The 21,705-nt window shown below is 35.5% G+C and carries 17 protein-coding genes and 2 pseudogenes; all 19 read left to right on the forward strand.

Annotated elements, in window-relative coordinates; genetic code table 11:
- Position 1 precedes the first annotated feature (1 nt).
- On the forward strand, positions 2-745 hold the full coding sequence (locus RRU94_RS10190) for a YveK family protein (protein ID WP_315694101.1): 744 nt from the start codon (positions 2-4) through the stop codon (positions 743-745).
- Complete coding sequence (locus RRU94_RS10195; RefSeq protein ID WP_315694102.1) at positions 735-1,442, forward strand: CpsD/CapB family tyrosine-protein kinase; 708 nt, start codon at positions 735-737, stop codon at positions 1,440-1,442. The genes RRU94_RS10190 and RRU94_RS10195 overlap by 11 nt, the downstream gene beginning before the upstream one ends.
- Positions 1,443-1,539: 97 nt before the next feature.
- Positions 1,540-2,295 (forward strand): tyrosine-protein phosphatase, encoded by a 756-nt coding sequence (locus tag RRU94_RS10200; protein ID WP_315694103.1) that lies wholly within the window; start codon positions 1,540-1,542, stop codon positions 2,293-2,295.
- 280 nt (positions 2,296-2,575) lie between these two features.
- The gene (locus RRU94_RS10205) at positions 2,576-4,411 is read left to right on the forward strand and encodes a polysaccharide biosynthesis protein (RefSeq protein WP_315694104.1); all 1,836 of its coding nucleotides are present in this window, start codon (positions 2,576-2,578) and stop codon (positions 4,409-4,411) included.
- A 36-nt stretch (positions 4,412-4,447) separates the two neighbouring features.
- Positions 4,448-5,329 (forward strand): UTP--glucose-1-phosphate uridylyltransferase GalU, encoded by an 882-nt coding sequence (gene galU, locus RRU94_RS10210; protein ID WP_315695905.1) that lies wholly within the window; start codon positions 4,448-4,450, stop codon positions 5,327-5,329.
- A 453-nt stretch (positions 5,330-5,782) separates the two neighbouring features.
- Positions 5,783-6,412 carry a sugar transferase gene (locus tag RRU94_RS10215; RefSeq protein ID WP_315694105.1) on the forward strand — a complete coding sequence of 210 codons (630 nt, stop codon included), beginning with the start codon at positions 5,783-5,785 and terminating at the stop codon, positions 6,410-6,412.
- Between the two features lie 28 nt (positions 6,413-6,440).
- The gene (locus tag RRU94_RS10220) at positions 6,441-7,340 is read left to right on the forward strand and encodes an SDR family oxidoreductase (protein ID WP_315694107.1); all 900 of its coding nucleotides are present in this window, start codon (positions 6,441-6,443) and stop codon (positions 7,338-7,340) included.
- A 23-nt stretch (positions 7,341-7,363) separates the two neighbouring features.
- Positions 7,364-8,473, forward strand: coding sequence for a glycosyltransferase family 4 protein (locus RRU94_RS10225; RefSeq protein ID WP_315694109.1), 1,110 nt, complete (start codon positions 7,364-7,366; stop codon positions 8,471-8,473).
- Between the two features lie 16 nt (positions 8,474-8,489).
- The gene (locus RRU94_RS10230) at positions 8,490-9,872 is read left to right on the forward strand and encodes a nucleotide sugar dehydrogenase (protein WP_315694111.1); all 1,383 of its coding nucleotides are present in this window, start codon (positions 8,490-8,492) and stop codon (positions 9,870-9,872) included.
- A gap of 3 nt (positions 9,873-9,875) precedes the next feature.
- Positions 9,876-10,850: an SDR family oxidoreductase gene (locus tag RRU94_RS10235; protein ID WP_315694112.1), complete on the forward strand. Its 975-nt coding sequence runs from the start codon at positions 9,876-9,878 to the stop codon at positions 10,848-10,850.
- A complete protein-coding gene (locus RRU94_RS10240; RefSeq protein WP_315694113.1) occupies positions 10,850-11,989 on the forward strand; it encodes a glycosyltransferase family 1 protein in 1,140 nt (379 codons plus the stop codon). The genes RRU94_RS10235 and RRU94_RS10240 overlap by 1 nt, the downstream gene beginning before the upstream one ends.
- Positions 11,982-13,127 carry a glycosyltransferase family 4 protein gene (locus tag RRU94_RS10245; protein WP_315694114.1) on the forward strand — a complete coding sequence of 382 codons (1,146 nt, stop codon included), beginning with the start codon at positions 11,982-11,984 and terminating at the stop codon, positions 13,125-13,127. The genes RRU94_RS10240 and RRU94_RS10245 overlap by 8 nt, the downstream gene beginning before the upstream one ends.
- Positions 13,128-14,225 (forward strand): glycosyltransferase family 4 protein, encoded by a 1,098-nt coding sequence (locus RRU94_RS10250; protein WP_315694115.1) that lies wholly within the window; start codon positions 13,128-13,130, stop codon positions 14,223-14,225.
- 135 nt (positions 14,226-14,360) lie between these two features.
- Complete coding sequence (locus tag RRU94_RS10255) at positions 14,361-15,455, forward strand: glycosyltransferase family 1 protein (RefSeq protein WP_315694117.1); 1,095 nt, start codon at positions 14,361-14,363, stop codon at positions 15,453-15,455.
- 217 nt (positions 15,456-15,672) lie between these two features.
- Positions 15,673-16,650: pseudogene (locus RRU94_RS10260) on the forward strand (IS3 family transposase).
- Positions 16,651-16,782: 132 nt separating this feature from the next.
- Positions 16,783-18,003, forward strand: coding sequence for an O-antigen ligase family protein (locus tag RRU94_RS10265; RefSeq protein WP_315694119.1), 1,221 nt, complete (start codon positions 16,783-16,785; stop codon positions 18,001-18,003).
- Positions 18,004-18,196: 193 nt separating this feature from the next.
- The gene (locus RRU94_RS10270; protein WP_315694120.1) at positions 18,197-18,793 is read left to right on the forward strand and encodes an acyltransferase; all 597 of its coding nucleotides are present in this window, start codon (positions 18,197-18,199) and stop codon (positions 18,791-18,793) included.
- Entirely contained in the window at positions 18,790-20,196 is a 1,407-nt protein-coding gene (locus RRU94_RS10275) for a hypothetical protein (RefSeq protein WP_315694121.1), read from the forward strand. Before RRU94_RS10270 ends, RRU94_RS10275 begins: the two co-directional genes overlap by 4 nt.
- Positions 20,197-20,215: 19 nt before the next feature.
- Positions 20,216-21,025: pseudogene (galE, locus tag RRU94_RS10280) on the forward strand (UDP-glucose 4-epimerase GalE); the annotation flags it as partial.
- Between the last annotated feature and the right edge of the window lie 680 nt (positions 21,026-21,705).

Below are 21,705 nucleotides of genomic sequence, written 5' to 3' on the forward strand. Positions count from 1 at the left end.
CATGGAAGAAACCATCAGCCTGAAGGAGCTCGCCCAAACGTTAAAAAAGAGGCTGAAATTGATCGTGTTAATCACGGTTGCAGCAGCACTTATCAGCGGTATTATCAGTTACTTTGTCCTTACCCCTATCTATCAGTCTTCTACGCAGGTGCTTGTCAACCAGGCAAAAACCGAACAGCAGCTGTATAACCCAGCCGAAGTACAGACGAATCTTCAATTGATTAGTACATATAACGTCATTATGAAGTCGCCGGCAATTCTTGAAAAAGTTGCGCAAAATCTGGACTTGAATCTGACACCGGAGCAGCTCTCATCCAAGATTACGGTTGCAAGTGAACAAGATTCACAGGTTGTGAATATTACGGTGCAGGATGAGAATCCGGGTCTTGCGGCAGACATTGCGAACGAAACAGCGCGTGTGTTCCAGGAAGATATCGTTAATATTATGAACGTTGATAACGTCAGCATCCTGGCTGCAGCAGAAATAGGAGAAAACCCGTCACCGGTAAAACCGCAGCCGCTTCTAAACATCGCGATTGCGATTGTGGTTGGTCTGATGGCCGGTGTAGGACTTGCGTTCTTGCTGGAGTATTTGGACAACACCATTAAGACAGAACAAGATATTGAGAAAACACTCGGTCTTCCTGTACTCGGCGGTGTAACGACAATTTCCGCCAACAGTGGCCGTCCTGCCAAAAAAACACCGGCACCAAAGGCCGTAAGGAGTGAAACGATTGGCTCTTAAGCGCAGCAAAGAAAAAACAGCTCCCGGTTCTGCCAAACGGAAGCTCATTACAAACACCGATCCAAAATCACCAATCTCAGAGCAGTACCGGACAATCCGGACGAATATCCTGTTTTCATCCGTTGACGAAACGCTCCGCTCGATTTTGGTGACGTCCACAAGCCCGGGAGAAGGGAAGTCGACGACCGTTTCCAATCTTGCCGTCGTATTTGCGAACCAGGGAAAACGGGTGCTGCTTGTCGATGCGGACCTTCGCAAGCCGACGATGCATTATACATTCGGCCTTCAAAACGCAGTGGGACTCACCAATGTATTAACCAAACAGGCTTCACTTGGACAAGCCATTGTCTCAACAGCCATTGAACACCTGTCCGCTCTTCCATCCGGCCCGATTCCGCCGAACCCGGCAGAGCTGCTTGGCTCTCAATCTATGAAAGAGTTTATTGCCCAGGCAGAGAGCGAATTCGACTATGTGTTTTTTGATACACCACCGGTTCTTGCGGTCACGGATGCCCAGGTGCTGGCGAATCAGTGCGATGGAACCGTCCTTGTGATCAACAGCGGCAAAACTGAAATTGAATCCGCCCAAAAAGCGAAAGAACTACTCGATGCAGCCCAGGCGAAGCTGCTCGGTGCCGTACTGAATAACCAGAAAATAGCGGATTCTTCTTATTACTATTATTACGGAAATGAATAAATTACTAAAAAAGTGTAAAAACGGAAAAAATTATCACTAATTCCAGGTTTTTTATGATATACTACGTTTATCAAATTGATGAAAGGGGTATACGTCCATGATTGACATTCATTGCCATATACTGCCGGGTGTAGACGACGGTGCCCGTGACCTTGTAAAAAGCTTGGAAATGGCCGAAGCGGCCAAAAGAGAAGGCATTACAACCATTGTGGCGACCCCTCATCATAAAAATGGATCGTACGAAAATGAAAAAGCATCAATCGAAGAGGACGTTGACTTTTTGAATAAGCAGCTCGTCAGTGCGGGCATCGACGTCAAGATTGCTGCGGGGCAGGAAGTCCGTCTGTACGGTGAACTGCTCGAAGACTATCAATCAAATAAATTACTGACTGTAAACCACTCAACACATATGCTTGTTGAATTTCCATCCAGCTCGATTCCTGGCTTTGCGGAACAGCTGCTTTTTGACATGCAGTTAAACGGCATTACCCCAATTATTGTGCACCCAGAGCGCAATGCGGCTATTGCCGAAAACCCGGACCGCTTATACAAGCTCATTCAAAACGGAGCGCTGTCACAAGTAACGGCTGCTTCGGTAAATGGCTTGTTCGGGAAAAAAGCAAAAGCCCTCTCCTTACAGCTTATTGAGTCAAACCTGACACACTTTATTGCAACAGACGCCCACAACACGACATCTAGAGGCTTTGGCCTGTCGAAAGCCTACAATGAAATTCACCCGGACTATGCTGCGTATTTTCAGGAAAATGCGGAAGCGATTTTTTCTGGCAGATATATAGAGAAGGAACCGCCGCAGCACGTTACGCGACGGAAGAAATTTCTCGGACTATTTTAATACTTGTGAGTAACAAGAATGCGTGTTTGGTCACTGGTCTTGCTAAGGTCATGTCTCCCATACCTTTATCAATGGAGGCACTCGGCCGCGCGGTGGTGTTCCGGGAAACGGAACGCTTAGACGCCTGTCGTCAAGCGCGTGGCGTGAGGGCGGGTTAAATGCCCAATCTTTTTATAGATATATAGAAAAAGCAGCTAATAAAAGCGCATTCAAAGAGTGCGTTTCTATTAGCTGTTTTCTGTTGTGCAATTTTACCCTATAAAGAAAGAGGTGGCGTTTATTGGCTGCGTATCAACGTAGACTGTCTTTTTTAATTGGCCTTGATTCAGTGATTGTCCTATTTTCTATTTATATTGGCTATTTTATTCTGCATCCTTATTTAAACATTTATAGCGCTCAAATGTTAATCATTAGTTCGATTGCCCTTTTGTCGAGTCACCACTTGTTTGCGGCTATTTACCGCTTATACCATAAAGCGTGGGAATACGCGAGTGTTGGCGAGCTGATTGCGATTGCCAAGGCAGTGACGTTCTCGGTTTCCTCTACCGCAATCGTTCAGCTGATTGTTAATCATGATGTCTATATCCGTGTTCTGCTCATTACCTGGATGCTGCATATGTTGCTAATTGGCGGATCGCGCTTTTCGTGGCGTGTCTATCGTGACCGTTATATTAAAAAAGACCATAACGGGCGCAAGCGGACGATGATCGTTGGAGCCGGTGCAGGCGGATCAACTGTGGTACGTCAGCTGTTAATGAATGACTCAGAGCTAGAACCTGTGCTATTTGTAGATGATGATTTAAACAAGCTGCGCCTGGAAATTTACGGTGTAACTGTGCTTGGCACTACACGTAATATTCCTTATCTCGTCGACCAGCATAAGATTGATAATATCATTATCGCGATTCCATCACTGAAACGGTATCAGATCAACCACATTTACGAGCAGTGCACAAAAACAAAAGCGAAGGTCCAAATCATACCCCTTCTTGAAGATGTTTTTAGCGGCAAAGTATCCGTCAGCCAGTTGCGTGACGTAGCGGTAGAGGATTTGCTCGGGCGTGATCCGATTGAGCTTGATATTGAATCCATCGCTGAAACCGTTACCGGTAAAACGGTTTTGGTTACAGGTGCGGGCGGCTCGATCGGCTCGGAAATTTGCCGGCAGATTTCTGTATTCCAGCCAAAGAAGCTTGTGTTGGTCGGTCACGGTGAAAACAGTATTTACCAGATTGATATGGAGATGCGCAAGCGTTACAAGGATTTAATCGACATTGTGCCAGTCATTGCTGATGTACAGGATCGTGAGCGTATGTTTGATGTGCTGGCTGAACATTCACCAGATGTTGTTTATCATGCAGCAGCACATAAACATGTTCCACTGATGGAGTACAATCCGAAAGAAGCAGTAAAGAATAATATCTTTGGTACAAAAAATACGGCTGAAGCATCTGCGAGTGCAGGAGTAAAACGGTTTGTGCTCGTCTCAACCGACAAAGCTGTCAACCCTACGAACGTGATGGGTGCGACAAAGCGTGTCGCCGAAATGGTTGTCCAACAGCTGGATCGAGAATATCCTTATACGACTTTTACTGCGGTTCGATTCGGCAACGTACTTGGTTCACGCGGCTCGGTTATTCCATTGTTTAAAAAGCAACTCGCAGAAGGCGGCCCTTTAACGGTTACTCATAAAGATATGACACGGTACTTTATGACGATTCCAGAAGCTTCCCGCCTTGTCATCCAGTCGAGCGCACTCGCGCGTGGCGGTGAAATCTTTGTGCTTGATATGGGTGAACCGGTTAAAATTGTCGACCTGGCCCGTAATCTCATTAAGCTCTCCGGCTACTCTGAAGAGGAAGTCGGTATCCAATTTTCAGGACTGCGACCGGGCGAGAAAATGTATGAAGAGCTTTTGAATGAAAATGAAATTCACCTGGAACAGGTGTTTCCGAAAATTCATATTGGAAAAGCCGGTGTGGTTGAAGGAGAAATTCTTTGGAAGTTTGTCGGCTGCCTTTCACAAAAAGAGAATAAAGAACTTCGTGATAATTTAATCCAAATTGCCAATACGAAAGAAAACTTAAAAGAAGTAATGCAGGAAGTGGTTATATAAATGGGAAGAGACTTGACATGTGGGGGAAAACACAAAATGAAAAAAGTAAAAAAAGCGATTATCCCAGCGGCAGGATTAGGTACAAGATTCCTCCCTGCTACAAAAGCGATGCCAAAAGAAATGCTACCAATTGTAGATAAGCCGACGATTCAATATATTGTCGAAGAAGCTGTAGCTTCCGGAATTGAAGACATCATTATTGTAACCGGCAAAGGAAAGCGTGCGATTGAAGACCATTTTGACCATGCATTTGAACTGGAAGAAAACTTGATTCAAAAAGAGAAGTTTGACTTGCTTGCCAAAGTAAAAGAACCATCGAAAGTCGATATTCACTACATTCGTCAAAAGGAACCACAAGGTCTCGGCCATGCGGTCTGGTGTGCCCGTAAATTTATTGGTGACGAACCATTTGCCATATTGCTGGGTGATGACATTGTCCAAGCCGACACACCATGCTTACGTCAGCTCATGGATGAATACGAAGCGACGCAAGGCTCCGTCATAGGCGTCCAAACCGTACCTGACAACGAAACACATCGGTACGGAATCGTCGATGCAGGCACACAAACCGGCAGACGCTATAATGTCAACCATTTCATCGAAAAGCCAAAACAAGGTACAGCTCCATCGAACTTAGCGATCATGGGACGCTATATTCTGAAGCCTGAGATCTTCACCTTCTTAGACAAACAAGAACGCGGTGCCGGCGGCGAGATCCAACTGACCGATGCCATCCAGCAGCTGAATCAGCATCAGCCTATATATGCCTACGAATTCGAAGGGACGCGCTACGACGTCGGCGAAAAACTCGGCTTTATCAAAACAACCATCGACATCGCCATGCAAAACCAGGAATTAAAACAAGACGTTCAGGCTTACCTGGAGCAAGTATTGAATAAGCTAAAACAACAAGCATAAGAAAGCACCCCCCTATTCCGTGAATTTTTTGGCAAGAAGAGGGGTTTTTTTATGAGGTGATTATATGTATCGATTCCAAAAGATTTACGCTCATTTACGTTTCTTTTCACCATTCAATCTGTCAGAAGTTTGACTATATTGAATGGTTGATGGGAACTAACTATCGAGATTAGATAACATGCTGAAAGCCTTGTAGAATAAGGATTTTGAGCGATTTCGGTGAGAATTATAGATTGATTGAATGGTATACATAATGGGAAGAAACTCGGTTGAGAGTGGTTTTATAGTGAATATCTATTTTGTATTTGCATGATAGATTGAATAGATATGACGAGGTGGATATAAGACGTAGGTACATTCTTAGTGGTTTAGTAGTTAGTTGGAATGGGAGAGTAACAGATTCTAATTAAGCCCTAATCTACTAAAGAACAAATTTTAAAGGAGTGTAGCTGGATGTACATGAAGGTTAAAAGACTGATAGATATCATTCTTTCTTTAATTGGAATGATAGTATTATCACCGGTTTTTTTAATTCTAATTATTACTATTAAGATTGAATCAAAAGGTCCAGTTCTATTTAAGCAAAAACGCATTGGTATCAACAAGACACATTTCAATATTTTGAAGTTTCGTACTATGAGAATAAACACGCCCAAAGACACTCCAACTCATTTATTAGAGAATCCAGAACAGTACATTACAAAGGTGGGCCAGTTTCTAAGAAAGACCTCACTTGATGAGCTTCCTCAGATTTGGAATATTTTTACTGGGAAGATGAGTATTATAGGGCCAAGACCGGCTTTGTGGAACCAGTATGATTTGATCGATGAAAGAGACAAATATGGTGCTAACAATGTACCACCTGGACTTACTGGTTGGGCGCAAATTAATGGACGTGATGAGCTTCCAATTGAAGTAAAGGCTAAGTTAGATGGCGAGTATGTTGAAAAGATTAGTCTCTGGATGGATGTTAAGTGTTTCTTTGGAACCATCTTGAGTGTAGTGAAGAGTGATGGGGTTGTTGAAGGTGGAACTGGTGTAAAGAAGGAAGTTGCAAGTACTAAGGAGACGGGATCTTCATGAAAGTAAATAGAGTAATAGAGGTGTTGAAATGCTTTTAGTCACAGGAATCACTGGTCATACGGGCAGATACTTTTTACAAGAACTAATTAATCATAAATATGAAGGCCCTATTCGGTGTATTGTCAGAGAAACTTCTAATACTTCACTCCTAGAAAAGAGTGGGTTAAATATAGAAAAAATTATTGGGGATTTAAATGATCCCGAATTCATTGATAAAGTGATGGATGGTGTTAATACTGTAATGCATATCTATAATATTCACCATTCACCCATGATAGTTCAATCTGCTATTAAGAAAAAAGTAAAAAGAACTATATTAGTACACACCACAGGAATTTACTCGGAATTTAAGTATGCTTCTGAAGGGTACAAGAAAATCGAACAAAAAATCAATGAACTAAATAACGATCCTGAGTGTTTGACAAATATTACAATCCTAAGGCCTTCTATGATATATGGAGATCTTTGTGATAGAAATATGAGTAAGTTTATTAAGATGGTAGACAAAATCAGAATCCTGCCTATCATCAGTGGTGGAAATAGTTTAATCCAGCCAGTTAATGCTAGAGACTTAGGCAAAGCATTTTTTACTGTATTAATTTCACCGCAAGAAACTGCTGGTAAAGCTTATGATCTATCGGGAGAAAGGCCAATTAAAATGATTGATGTTTTCAAATTAATAAGTAAAGAACTTAATAAAAAGACAATATTTATCAGCGTACCTTTGAGCTTAGGAGTGCTGATGGCAAAGATTCTTAAATTTCTAACGTTAGGACGAATTGATTTTATAGAGAAAGTACAAAGAATGGGAGAAAACAGAAGTTATTCTCACGATAATGCTACTAATGATTTTGGATATTCTCCCATGACTTTTGAAAAAGGAATTCAAATAGAAGTGCAAGAGTACTTAGAGGAAAATAGAAATTAGCCAATATGAGTAGGAGCATTGATATGAAAATAGCTATACTTTCAAGCCATACTTCATCATTGTTTTGGTTTCGTATGGATATGATGAAAGAATTTATAAAGAAAGGTCATACTGTTATTGCATTAGGCTCTGAGCCTGAAGCGGAATGGAAGAAAAAGTTTCAAGAATACAATATTGATTATAGGCAGCTATATGTTGAACGAAACGGTATGAATCCACTTAAAGATTTGAAAACCTTAAGGTCTCTTTATACATTCATGAAAAAGGAAAGACCTGACAAAGTGTTCGCATACCAAGCTAAAACAGTTGTTTATGGAAGTTTAGCAGCAAAGATAAATGGTATTTCTGAAGTCTACCCTCTAATAGCTGGACTTGGTTCGATATTTAGAGGGAAAGGCTTCAAAAATAAAATAGTAAAAACAATAATGAAAATTGAATACTGGGCTGCTTGTAAATCTAGTAAAAAGGTATTCTTTCAGAATCAAGATGATAAAAATGAGTTTATTTTAAACGGTTTAATACAGGACGATAAGACTGTTATTATAAATGGTTCCGGAGTAAATCTTGAAAAGTTCAAACCAACTCCATTACCACAAGAACCTGCCTTTCTTTTTATCGGAAGACTTATTAAAGATAAAGGAATAATGGAATATTTAGAAGCCTGTAAAGAGGTCAAAACAAAACATCCGCAGGTTCGCTGTTTATTAGTAGGACCTTTTGATAGCAACCCTTCTGCTTTAAAGCCAGAAGAACTGACCGCCTATGTAGATAGTGGAGTTATTGAATATTTTGGGGAACAAAATGATGTGAGACCATTCATCTCTCAATGTAGCACATATTTATTACCATCTTATCATGAAGGGACGCCCAAAACTGTACTAGAGGCTATGGCCATGGGAAGGCCTATCATTACGACTGATTCTCCTGGTTGTAGAGAGACTGTTATTGAAGGGTTAAATGGATATTTGGTAAAAGTAAAAGATACCCAGGGGCTCATAAGTAAGATGGAGTACTTAATATCTAACCAACATATTTGCAAAAACATGGGGGAAGAAAGCGCGAAGATCGCAAGCGAAAAATATGACGTGAAGATTGTTAATCAATCGGTTATGAAGGAAATGGGAATAATATGAAAAAGGAGAATTCAATGTGAACTTATATCAAAAGATTGTTAATAGAGAAGAAAAAATTTCATTAGTTGGACTTGGCTATGTTGGCATGCCGATAGCTGTTGCTTTTGCAAAAAAGGCTGATGTGATTGGTTTTGACGTAAACAAACAAAAAGTTGATCTATATAAAAATGGTATAGATCCCACTAAAGAGGTTGGCAATGATGTAATCAAAAATACTACTGTTCATTTTACTTCAGACGAAGCTAGTCTCAGGGAGGCGAAGTTTCATATTGTAGCCGTGCCAACGCCAGTAAAAGATGATCATACACCTGATTTAACACCGATAGAATTTGCGAGCCGCACGTTGGGGAGAAACCTGACAAAAGGTTCTATAGTTGTCTTTGAATCTACTGTGTTTCCTGGTGTAACTGAAGATATCTGTGTTCCAATATTAGAAAAAGAATCCGGATTAAAGTGTGGTGTAGATTTTAAAGTTGGTTATTCACCAGAAAGAATTAATCCCGGTGATAAAGTTCATAGACTAGAGACCATTATAAAAGTTGTATCAGGTCAAGATGAAGAAACTTTAGATATTGTTGCGAGAGTGTATGAGTTAGTTGTTGATGCTGGTATTTATAAAGCGCAAAGTATTAAAGTAGCTGAGGCTGCAAAGGTCATAGAGAATTCACAACGTGATATTAATATTGCCTTTATGAATGAACTTTCTATCATATTTAATAAAATGGGAATTGATACAAAAGCTGTACTTGAAGCAGCGGGAACGAAGTGGAACTTCCTTAATTTCTCTCCAGGACTAGTTGGTGGTCACTGTATTGGGGTTGATCCATATTACCTCACGTATAAAGCAGAACAAATGGGTTACCATTCCCAAATCATACTTTCAGGAAGAAAGATAAATGATGATATGGGCAAATATGTTGCTGAAAGTACAGTAAAGAAAATGATTAAAGCTAATAAGCATATAAATGGTGCGAAAGTAGCTATATTTGGTGTTACGTTTAAAGAGAACTGTCCCGATGTTCGAAATACAAAAGTAGTCGACGTAATAAAAGAATTAGAAGAGTACGGAGTAGACGTCAAAGTTGTAGATCCTGCAGCGGATAAAGAAGATTTATGGCGTGAATATAGAATCAATCTTTGTGAAGTAGAAGATATTAAAGAGATGGATGCAGTAATATTCGCCGTTCCACATGATGAATTTAAAGCTATTCAACTGGAAGATGTAAAAACGATGTTTGGGACAACTGGATATGTAAATTCAGAAGTTGTGAATGAAGTAGCTGCATCATCAGAGTTTGATATAGACAATGATAGAAAAGATTGCGTACTAATGGATCTCAAAGGAATGTTTAATAGAAAAGAAGCAGACGATGCTGGATTTATATATTGGAGGTTATGAAAAATGGGATATAAAAATATAAATTTTCCAGAGGGTAGTAAATTCTTAGTTACTGGCTCAGCAGGTTTTATTGGTTCCAATTTAGTCGAAGCCATACTTAAATTAGGCTATAAAGTTAGAGGGCTTGATAATTTTTCAACTGGGAAAAAAGAAAATGTAGAAGAATATTTAGATAATCCAGATTACGAATTTATCGAAGGAGATATCCGGGATCTTGACACATGTATGAAAGCTTGTGAGGGAATCGATTATGTTTTAAATCAAGCCGCATGGGGGAGCGTTCCAAGAAGTATTGAGATGCCTTTGTTTTATGAAGAGGTAAATATAAAAGGTACTTTAAATATGATGGAAGCCGCAAGGCAAACAGGTGTAAAGAAATTTGTTTATGCTTCTAGTTCATCAGTGTATGGAGACGAGCCCAATCTTCCAAAAACAGAGGGAAGAGAGGGTAACGTATTATCCCCTTATGCACTTACAAAAAAAGTAGATGAAGAATATGGAAAACTTTATACAAAATTGTATGGGCTTGATACTTATGGTATGCGTTATTTTAATGTGTTTGGTAGAAGACAAGACCCTAATGGTGCTTATGCAGCGGTAATTCCAAAATTTATTAAACAGTTACTTAATGATGAGCAACCAACTATTAATGGTGATGGAAAGCAGAGTAGAGATTTTACTTACATCGAGAATGTAATAGAGGCTAACTTGAAAGCTTGTAATGCATCTCATGAAGCAGCAGGACAAGCCTATAATATTGCTTATGGTGGAAGAGAGTTTTTGATTGATATCTACACCCATTTGTTGAATGCATTAGGAAAAGATATTCAACCGATTTTTGGACCTGATCGAAAAGGTGATATTAAGCATAGTAATGCTGATATAAGCAAAGCAAAAGAAATGTTGGGATATAATCCAGATTGGAGTTTTGAGCGAGGTATTGAGGCTGCTATACAGTGGTATAAGGAGAACCTATAATGTCTGAACCATTAAGAGTTTTGCAGGTATTTGCTGAAATGAATAGAGGCGGTGCAGAAACTATGATAATGAATCTGTACCGCAATATTAATCGTTCAAAGGTTCAGTTTGACTTCGTCGTCCATACTAAAAATAAATGTGCTTTCGATGATGAGATTAGGTCAATGGGTGGGAATATTTATAATGTTCCCGCCTATAGTGGGAGAAATCATTTTGAATATAAAAAAGCTTGGGAGAGTTTTTTTAAAGAGCATCCAGAATATAAGGTTATTCATGGTCATGTAAGAAGTACAGCATCAATTTACCTTAATACAGCAAAAAAGTATGGATTAACAACCATAGCACATAGTCATAACACTTCCTCGGGATCAGGTATATCAGCATTCGTGAAAAATTTATTACAATATCAAATCAGGTATATTGCTGATTACCTTTTTGCGTGTTCTCAAAATGCTGGAACATGGTTATTTGGAGAAAAGGCATGTAAAAATGATAATTTTTTTATTTTAAATAATGCTATAGAAGCAAAAAAGTTTGTCTTAAATAAGGATATTCGAGACAAAAAAAGAAAAGAACTTCAACTAGAAGATTTTTTCGTTGTAGGTCATATTGGAAGGTTCCATCCGCAAAAAAATCATACTTTTATAGTTGATATTTTTAAAGAGATAAGTGAGAAAAACAGCAAAGTGAAACTATTGCTGGTTGGAGAAGGAACTTTACGAGAAGAAATTGAGAAGAAGGTTAATAACCTAGGGTTAAGTGATAAAGTTATTTTTACTGGTGTAAGACCAGATATACCAGAACTTCTTCAGGCAATGGATGTATTTTTATTTCCATCCCTTTTTGAAGGATTGCCAGTTACATTAGTAGAAGCACAAGCTTCCGGAATCAAAATATTTGCATCGGATACTATATCAAAAGAAGCAGCTATTACTGATTTAATAAATTATTATTCCTTAAACTCAACATCAGTTGAATGGGCAAATAATATTTTGAAAAGTAAATACTCAATTAAAAGGAAGAATTATTTATCTGAAATCGAAAATGCCAATTATGATATAGAAAAAAATTCATTATGGCTTGAAGAATTCTATAAGAACATTATATTGAAACAAGAAATGGGAGTAAATAATGGATAAAAAAATGATATATGTTCTAAATCATTATTCAAGTAAATCTGTTCAACATTTTTATCATGTATTAAATCTACTAATTACTATGGCGGATAAAGGTGTGAAAATAGCACTGATAATCGAAAAGTGTGATGATATTCCTTCTATAAATCATAAGAACATCGAAGTAATCTGCCAAAAGGAAAAAAATAAATTCAAAAGAGTAATTGAACTATATACTATTTTGACTAATTTAATAAAAAATGGATACAAGAAAATATATGTCAGAATTACTTTAAACTCAGCAATTATTTCAATTATTTCGTCAAGGTTACATGGGGCTGAAACATTTTATTGGCATAGCGGAACTACTCACGAAGTAGATATGGATCAGAATTTTTTTAAAAAGTTAAAATGGCTATTGCTTTCATACTCTAAATTTTGGTTTGTAAAGAAAAGTGTAAGTTATTTTGTTACTGGTCCAGAGTCAATGATTGATTACTATGTTAATGAATTGAAAATCAAAAGAGAGAAAATGTTACTACTGTATAATGATATAGACATAAAAAGGTTTAACACCCCTTCCGTAGAAGAAAAACAGAAGATTAAAGAACGCTTAGGATTTAATTCTTCCGAAAAAATTATTCTTATGGTCCATAGATTGTCACCGGTAAGAAAAACAGATCTTTATATTCCTTATATTATGGAGGATGAGTCATTAACTGATCATAATGCAACATTAGTAATAATAGGTGAAGGGCCGGAAAAAGCAAATCTTGAATATTTAATAAAAAAATCTCCTGCAAATAATAGAATTAAACTATTAGGTTCAAAACCAAATAGAGAGGTTCAAGAATATTATAGAGCTGCGGATATATTCATAAACCCTTCTTATACAGAGGGGTTTCCACGTGTTGTAATAGAAGCGATGGCATGTGGGCTCCCAATCGTAGCTACAGATGCTGGAGGGACTAATGATATCTTTGAAAACTTACAAAAACAATATGTAGTTCCTAAAAAGGATAGAAAAATGTTCCGAGATAAGCTTAGTACTTTAATGGGTGATGAGGCAAAATTGGCAGAATTATCGAAAGAAAATTTAAGAACTGTTCAAAAGTATTCAACAGAAGCAGTAAGTGATATGTATATAGAAAGGATATTTTAAATGAAGAGGTTACTTCACATAAGCCCTAACGAATTTCCAAAATTAAGTGTTAATCATGCAACCAAAAAGATTTGGTGTGAACTTGCAAAGGACTTTGATCAATACCATATTTTAGCCAGGTCAAAAGATAATAGATTCCATACCTATAAAGAAGGAAATATATTCTTACATTTGGTACCTAATCTTAGTAAATCGAGGTCTTTCTTTTTTACAAGCTTATATATGATTAAGATAATTCGTAAATACAATATCAATACAATATTATCGCAGTGTCCTCTAGTAGGTGGATTTATTGCAACGCTTATATCGAAAGCAACAAAAATCCCATTAATGGTTGAGATACACGGAATGGAATACTTTAGAGTATTAGATAGTAATAAAGTATACAATAGGATTATTGCAAAAATGATTAGGTATTCTTTTGCAAATGCAAAAAAAGTACGTTCATTAAGTAAGAAGATGACAGATATGTTAATTGAACGCAATGTTGAGGCAAATATAGTTGAGATTCCCAATAGAGTTAATTGTAAATTGTTTAATAAGCCTAAATGTAACAATTCGTTAAATCAAAGAATTAAAGTAGTAAGTGTTGGTAGATTTGTTTGGGAAAAAGCGTATGACATTGCTATTAAAGCAATTATAGAATTGCAACAAAAATATGATTTAGAGTTAACATTAATTGGTGGAGGTCCGCTTTTGGATGAATATAAAAAATTAGTTAAAGACCATAAAAATATCAACTTTGTAACATGGGTCCCACAAGAAAAGTTTGTTCCCATTCTAAATCAATCAGATATATATATCCAACCCTCCATAAGTGAAGGCATGCCAAGAACTATACTAGAAGCAATGGCATTAAGATTACCTGTTATTGTAAGTGATGTTGGTGCTATCTCCGGGATTATTAACAATAAAATTAATGGATTGCTTATTGAACCAGGTAAAATAGAATCATTAATAGAAGCAATAGAAGAATTAATTAGTAATCCTCAACTTAGGAAAGACATTGCAAATAATGGATATGAAAATGCAACTACTAAGTATGAATGGAATGTCGTCTTTGAAAAATATAGGTCAGAATTAATAAATATGAAATAAATGTTATATATTTTAATAATATTAGTGACTAGTTAATGTATTTAGAATTTGTATTAAAATTATTTTGCATGAAAGTGGTTTTATGATTTAAATTGTACTGATTATATAGTAAAAAGATTTTGTAGGTGATGAATTATGATTAAAATACTACATTATGGTCTTAGCTCCAATAGGGGAGGGATTGAAACATATCTGCACAAAATATGGACGCATGTTGATAGGTCTAAATTTCATTTTGATTTTATAGATACCAATATTGAAACACCAAGTTATTATGATGAGTTTTCTAAGCTGGGTAGTAACTTTTATAAGATTACACCGCGACATCAATCAATAATGCAGAATAAAAAAGATTTAGAAAATTTATTTAAAAGCGAAACGTTTGATATACTTCACTGTCATCTAAATACTTTAAGTTATATAGAACCGATAAAATTAGGATTAAGAAATGATTGTAAGGTAATTTTGCATAGTAGAAGTGCTGGTGCCTCCAATTCTGTTATAACAAATACATTTCATTATATTAATTCTTTCAGATTGCCTAAGAACCAAGTTAAAAAGGTGGCAGTTTCAGAGTTAGCCGGAAGATGGTTATTCGGTAAAAACTCCGAATTTCAAACTTTAAATAATGGGATTGATATAGAGAAATTTAAATTTAATAAAGAAAAACGTGAAATAGTACGTAAAGAATTGAAAGTTGAAGATAAATTAGTAGTGGGGAATGTTGGCGCGTTTTTATATGCTAAGAACCATAAATTTATAATTAAGATATTCCATAAGTTAGTTCAAAAAAAACCAGAATCGGTATTATTATTAGTCGGAACAGGTTTCTTAAAAGAAAAGATTCAAGAAATGGTGAACCAAATGGGATTGCAAGAAAAAGTACTTTTTCTAGGAAGAAGAACTGATGTTCATGATTTGCTCTCGGCGATGGATTGCTTTTTATTTCCTTCTTTTTATGAGGGCTTTCCAAATGCTGTTTTAGAGGCACAAACATCAGGATTGCCATCTGTGATTTCAGATACAATTACAGATGAGGTAGTTCTTACAAATAGTTGTGTTCAATTGTCCTTAACCCATTCTCCAGATTATTGGGCAAACCAAATAATCAATAATTTTAATAAAGTCGAAGATAGGATTTTTGACAGTCAAATTGTAAAAAATGCTGGATTTTCTGTAACAGAAGAAGTTAAAAGGGTGGAGACGCTATATTATGAATCTCTTTCTTAAAGTAACGGATAATAATCATTTATAAATTTTGAAAAAATTCCAACAGTACGGTCAGAATTAGGTGCACCTTTAAGGTAAATTTACTCTACTAATAGCAAGAAAATACTTCTTATTTTAAATAATTCAATGTGCTAATTGGTAAACGTGGAGTTAGTATAGTTTCATGGATACAGTTTAATTAAGTTCTTACAATTATTTTTGAGAGGATGTGTCCGAATTGGAACGTAAACCTGCAGGCAAAAAATATAACGAAGACTTTAAGAAAACGATTGTGGATTTGTATCATTCCGGCAGCCCAGTTAAAGAATTAAGCAGCGAATATGGCGTATCAGAAGTAATGATTTTATAGAGGAACACAAAGATCAATACCCCGTCCAGAAAATGTGCAAAGTGCTGGCCGTGCCAAGAAGCAGCTACTATGATTCCCTTGAAAAAACAACGTCAAAGCGTGAACTGGAAAACCAGGAACTGACAAAGGAAATCCAACGGATTATCTAGAAAGCAAGGCACGTTATAGCGCTCCGAAAATTCATAAAACCTTATTAAACAGGGGGTTTTGTCTAAGTCTAAAGCGTGTCCAGCGCTTAATGAGAAAGGCTGGCATCCGTTTGATTACCAGAAAAAATACCGTCCTTCTCTCTCAATAGAAAAGGTCGTGCAGCTGGATAATCTTTTAAAACAAGACTTTTCTACCTGCACGATCAATGAGAAATGGGTGGCGGATATTACGTATATTCCTACGGTAAGAGACGGCTGGTGCTATCTGGCCTCGGTATTGGATCTGCATTCGAAAAAAATCATTGGCTATTCTTTTTCTCGTTTTATGACATCGGAATTGGTAATCGAAGCGCTTCAAAACGCCTGTTTTTCTCAAAAGCCCCAAAGGGGCTTAATTCTTCATACTGATCTTGCCTCACAATACACCAGCAGTGAGTTTACTCGGCATGTTCAAAAATACGGAATCAAGTAATCTTTCAGCCAGAAAGGGTATCCTTATGACAATGCCTGTATAGAGTCGTTTCACGCCATATTAAAGAAAGAAGAAGTTTATCATACACAGTATACAGACTATCGGGCAGCGAAGCTGGCCATGTTTCAGTTTATAGAAGGCTGGTATAACCGAAAAAGAATCCATAACAGCATCGGCTATCAGACACCTCAAGCCATAGAGGATCAGATTAGAAGAACCGCTTAAGACTTAACTTTTCTGTGTCCAAATTATTGACTCAAATCCAAAAGTTAATAAAAAACTTATGGGGAATAATAGTTATTTAACCTGGCTGAAAGTAGAGTAGCATTAATTTAAAAAGAAATTGGCAGGTGTGAAATGTTGATACTAATAAAGATGATATTACCTATAGTAATGGTGATTTTTTTCATAATTTACTATATGAAAAACAAAGTTTATACTAAAAACTTGGAATTTTTCACATTTGTGTTTATTGCTGTAGCCCCATACATGTCTTCTAACTTCTCATTGCCTTTTTACAGACCTTTATTACAAGTTATTGCAATTATAGGTTTTATTAAACTTATTATTATTTTTCTTAATAAAAAAAAGCATCTATTAATCAATAAATACGAATTTATCTTTTTGATTGTTATTATTATCTCAGGAATTAATGCAAGTTATAATAATTCATTTTTTAGTGGAATTATTAATTATATATATATATTAATAGTTCTAGTTTTAGTAAGAAGCAATGTTAACTCGGAAAATATAAAAAGCTGCTTTGCTTCGATTATAATTAATGGAATATTATTATCTGTTTTATCCTGTTTAGAATTTATAATTTTGAATGAAAGAACTGAGGTTGTATTTTCTAACTCAAACTATTTAGGGTTTTACTTGGTTTTTTCTTCAATTGTTTACTTATATTTATTTAAAAGTACTTTATATAATTATAAGACCCTTTTTGTATTAGTCATATTCACATTAGGAATCTTAGCGACTGGCTCTGATTCTGTAATTATTGCTTTTATTACTGCAATTTTAATAGGATTAAAAATAGATATAAAGAAATTATTTAAATTAATACCTATTGGAGTAATAGGTGTTATAATTTTCTTTTTCTTGACAAAAGGTTATTTATTACATCAAGTTGCGGAATATTTAAGTGATAGTAATGCACAGAGAATAGGTATTTGGTCAATAGCTATAGATGGATTTTTAGATAATCCATTTATAGGAGTAGGTTATAACAATTTTCCTAATTACTTTATGGATAATAAATATAATTATGTGGATTACTCATTTTTAAGTGCTTTTTTTCAATATGACTACTTAGTAACCCATAATGATTTTATTAGGATTCTCACAGAAACTGGGGGGATAGGCTTTCTATTATTTATGTTTTATGTTAAAGAGTTAATCAAAATTACCATACGAATAAATCAAGTTAATGTAAGGAAAATGTGTTTAGCTCTAATTTTTACCGTAATTATTTTTATTTCTACTCATAATAATATAAATGCGTTCGATACATGGTGGATACTCGGATTACCTTTATTTTTTACAAAAAATAACATTTTAATTAAAGTAAAATAAATGTGCTAGTATTAGGATATTATAGAATTTTTAAAATTTAAGAATATTGTCTAATCCCAGGTATTTTCTATTTAAAATTTTTATGATTATATCATATTTTTTATACATTCCATACTGCCAGGTTTTATTAAAATTTTGTGACATATGGTTTTAAATAGAGAATTATTCCCATAAGAGGAAGGAGAGTTAATCAATGATTATGTTACTAAAAACTATAAAGGGATATCTCCAACATAAAAAAATGGAAAAAAATAAAAAAAAGTATGGGTCAGTTGGTAAAAATGTGATATTACAAACAACAATGAAGAACATTTCTAGACCTGAAAATATTTATTTAGGTGATTATGTCTCATTAGGCTCTGATCTTGTAATGTATGCAACAAGTAATTCAAGAATAATTATAGGTGATGGTAGCATTATAGCACCTAGATGTAAATTAATAACATCTAATCATAATTATGACTCTAAAAACATGAAATCTATTCCTTTCGACAATCTCAACCTTGTTCAGGATATTGTAATTGAGGAAGGAGTATGGATTGGAGATTCTGTGTTAGTATTACCCGGAGTAAGGATAGGAAAAGGTGCAGTTATCGGTGGGGGGAGTGTTGTAACAAAAGACATTCCGGAGTATGCTATTGTTGCCGGCAATCCAGCTAAAGTGCTTAAATATAGAGATGAATACGTTTTCAATGAATTATTAAGTCAAAAAAAATTCTACAGATCCATAGATTGGAAAAGATACGGTGGTAAAGAGTTTGTTAAGAAAGATAAAGTAGAAAGTAGGTGAATAATATATTTACCATAGGAAGAAGAGATGTATTAATAAGTTATGTAGGATATTTTTTAAAGTTTTTCTCGTCAATAATTGTATTACCCTTTATACTCTCATCATTAACAACTAGTGAATACGCAATTTGGAATATATTTTTAGCATTGAATGCTTTTGTAATATTATTTGATATGGGATATGGTGTAGTAATATCAAGATATACTATGTACGCTTATTCTGGAGCTAAAGAAACTGATATTGAGAAGAAACTACGTACTAAGGGCTCAAATGAGCCTAATTATTTCTTTCTATATCAAATAATGATAGCCTCTAAAAAAATATATTCAAAGATTGGTAAGTATGTTGTAATTGTCCTAATAGCTATGACATTCTACATTTTATATATAACCAAAAGTAGTATAAACATGAGTGAAGTATTTATTGCTTGGGTTATTTTTTCAATAAGTGTTTACATTAACATGCTTGTTTTATCTGAAGCAGCCATAATTAAGGGACTAGGGAAGATTAAAGAATTACAGTTAATAACAATTATTAATACTACTCTTGGTATTATTATTAAAATTGCCTTACTGCAACTCGGGTTTAAACTAATTGGACTTTCAATAGCCTATTTAGCTACGGCAATCCTATTAGCAGTTCAATATTTAAAAGTTACAAATATTATTAGAAAAGTTAAAGAAGTTGATTATGAAAAAGCAAAAAGTACTTTTGATAATCAATTTAAAAAGACTTTTGAGGTAATTTCTAGGAAAAGTAGAGGTATTGGTGGAGTATTAATAAGTAACTTTATTCAGAATCAATTAATCTTATTGATAGCTCCTATATATTTATCGCTTAAAGTTGTTGGAACATATGGTTTATCGTGGCAACTTGTTAGTGTAATAGGTGCTTTGTCAAGTGTAACATTTAACACATACTTAATGAAAATGGGTAACCTTATGGTAAGGAATAGTAGAGAAAAATTAAAAGAAACTTTCTCTATATCTACTTCTATTTTTACAATGTTGTTTGCTATCGGAGCATTAATTTTAATATTATTTGGGGAAGAAATATTAAAAGTTTTCAACTCAAATACAAATGTTTTACCGAGTATTCCTCTAATAATTATGCTTTTACAAGGATTTATATTGCAGTCAATTCAAAAGAGTACTAATGTAATTTCTTTATCAAATGATCAAAGTTATGTAAAAGCCCTTATTATATCAAGTACAATCATAATATCTCTACAAATAGCAATACTAAATTTTATTCCTAATATAACTTATGTATTACTATGTAATGTTATCATCCAACTTTCCTATAATTTTTGGAAGTGGAGTAAGACTTCTATGGAACAATGTGACGTAGTATTTAGTGATTTCTTGCGGTTACCACTTAAGAAAATTAGATCTTATTTTTAATATATTATATAATAATGTTATTTTTAACAATTTTAAAGTTGATGGTGTGATTCATTTGGCGGGTCTTAAGGCTGTTGGAGAATCAGTAGAAATACCATTAGAGTATTATTATAACAATATTGTCAGCACTATTGTCCTTGCTAAGGCCTGCCAAGAACATGGTGTGAAACGATTTGTCTTTAGTTCATCTGCAACAGTATATGGAGACATAAATGGACCTTTTGTAGAAACAATGGACCTTTTACCTACTACAAATCCTTACGGTGAAACAAAAGCTATGAGTGAGAGGATTCTAACGGATACAGCTAAAGAAAATCAAGAGTTTTCAGTTGCCCTTCTTCGATATTTTAATCCAGTAGGTGCCCATGAAAGTGGACTAATTGGTGAAGTACCTAATGGCATTCCCAATAACCTAATGCCTTATGTTACTCAGGTTGCCAAAGGAAAACTGGATAAACTTAGTATATTTAGGAATTATTATCCAATGATAGATGGCACTGGTGTAAGAGATTATATACATATCTTAGATCTAGCAGAAGGACATGTTGCAGCATTAGATAATCTTAAAGAAGGTGCTCATATTTATAATTTAGGAACGGGTCAAGGTACCAGCGTGCTAGAGTTAGTAAAAGCATTTGAAGAAGCTAATGGTATTGAAGTCCCTTATGAAATAGTAGAGCGAAGACCTGGAGATATTGCTTCATGCTATGCGGATGCTTCAAAAGCTAAAAGAGAACTAGGTTGGACAGCTAAACGTGATATTATAGCCATGTGCCGTGATGCTTGGAGGTTCGAAAAGAATTATAAGGATTTAGCTGAATCTGATTAAGTGGCTTGGCGGGTTTATTTGTCTTTATTCAATCAATTTTAGTAAATAAACATCCACTATAAAAAGGAGTATGCATTTCTTGACATAATCCTTTTAGACTATTCCTTCCTGTATGTCAATGCCGGTTTATTTTCGGCTCTCCTGCTATTTTGGTGAAAAGAAATTTAGGGAATAGAAAGAGTAAAACCTGTGATTGGATGTAAATACGGTGAATATTCATTCCTTCTACCCTAACTGGTACTTACTTGGTTTTCTGCAATTACCTGATTCTGTTCATTTATATCTTGAATCGACTGTTTCTAGCAGGCACTCCATCAAATTGTTGTCACAGCTGATACTGGCGCAAAATACTGGACCAACTTTTGTTTTCAAAAACAGTAGGCGTGTTTTAAGAAGCCGGAAGTTCTTTTGTGACCAGCCTTCCTGTAAACAAAAAATCTTTAAAGAGCGCCATCCTGAACAGTGTCAGCTTTATTCTAGACAGACTTCACACTTCTATCGGTTTCCAAAGAAAATTGGGTCGCTTCTGCTTGACTTCCAGCAGGTGATGAAAGGTTGGAAATACCTGTAATCCCTGTAATCCCTTGAGGGATGGATGAAAGAGGCATCGAATAATTCAATTCTAGAATTTCAACAGTCCAATACTTATTTAATATCAGATTGGACGGCTGTGCAGAACG

The sequence above is a fragment of the Domibacillus sp. DTU_2020_1001157_1_SI_ALB_TIR_016 genome, from assembly GCF_032341995.1.
In the GTDB taxonomy this organism is placed as follows: Bacteria; Bacillota; Bacilli; order Bacillales; family Domibacillaceae; genus Domibacillus; species Domibacillus indicus_A.

What these genes read in the sequence shown, in the direction of transcription:
- RRU94_RS10190 (WP_315694101.1), top strand. Translation starts at nt 2, where the DNA reads ATGGAAGAAACCATCAGCCTGAAGGAGCTCGCCCAAACGTTAAAAAAG.
- RRU94_RS10200 (WP_315694103.1), top strand. Translation starts at nt 1,540, where the DNA reads ATGATTGACATTCATTGCCATATACTGCCGGGTGTAGACGACGGTGCC.
- galU (WP_315695905.1), top strand. Translation starts at nt 4,448, where the DNA reads ATGAAAAAAGTAAAAAAAGCGATTATCCCAGCGGCAGGATTAGGTACA.
- RRU94_RS10215 (WP_315694105.1), top strand. Translation starts at nt 5,783, where the DNA reads ATGTACATGAAGGTTAAAAGACTGATAGATATCATTCTTTCTTTAATT.
- RRU94_RS10220 (WP_315694107.1), top strand. Translation starts at nt 6,441, where the DNA reads ATGCTTTTAGTCACAGGAATCACTGGTCATACGGGCAGATACTTTTTA.
- RRU94_RS10225 (WP_315694109.1), top strand. Translation starts at nt 7,364, where the DNA reads ATGAAAATAGCTATACTTTCAAGCCATACTTCATCATTGTTTTGGTTT.
- RRU94_RS10235 (WP_315694112.1), top strand. Translation starts at nt 9,876, where the DNA reads ATGGGATATAAAAATATAAATTTTCCAGAGGGTAGTAAATTCTTAGTT.
- RRU94_RS10240 (WP_315694113.1), top strand. Translation starts at nt 10,850, where the DNA reads ATGTCTGAACCATTAAGAGTTTTGCAGGTATTTGCTGAAATGAATAGA.
- RRU94_RS10245 (WP_315694114.1), top strand. Translation starts at nt 11,982, where the DNA reads ATGGATAAAAAAATGATATATGTTCTAAATCATTATTCAAGTAAATCT.
- RRU94_RS10250 (WP_315694115.1), top strand. Translation starts at nt 13,128, where the DNA reads ATGAAGAGGTTACTTCACATAAGCCCTAACGAATTTCCAAAATTAAGT.
- RRU94_RS10255 (WP_315694117.1), top strand. Translation starts at nt 14,361, where the DNA reads ATGATTAAAATACTACATTATGGTCTTAGCTCCAATAGGGGAGGGATT.
- RRU94_RS10265 (WP_315694119.1), top strand. Translation starts at nt 16,783, where the DNA reads ATGTTGATACTAATAAAGATGATATTACCTATAGTAATGGTGATTTTT.
- RRU94_RS10270 (WP_315694120.1), top strand. Translation starts at nt 18,197, where the DNA reads ATGATTATGTTACTAAAAACTATAAAGGGATATCTCCAACATAAAAAA.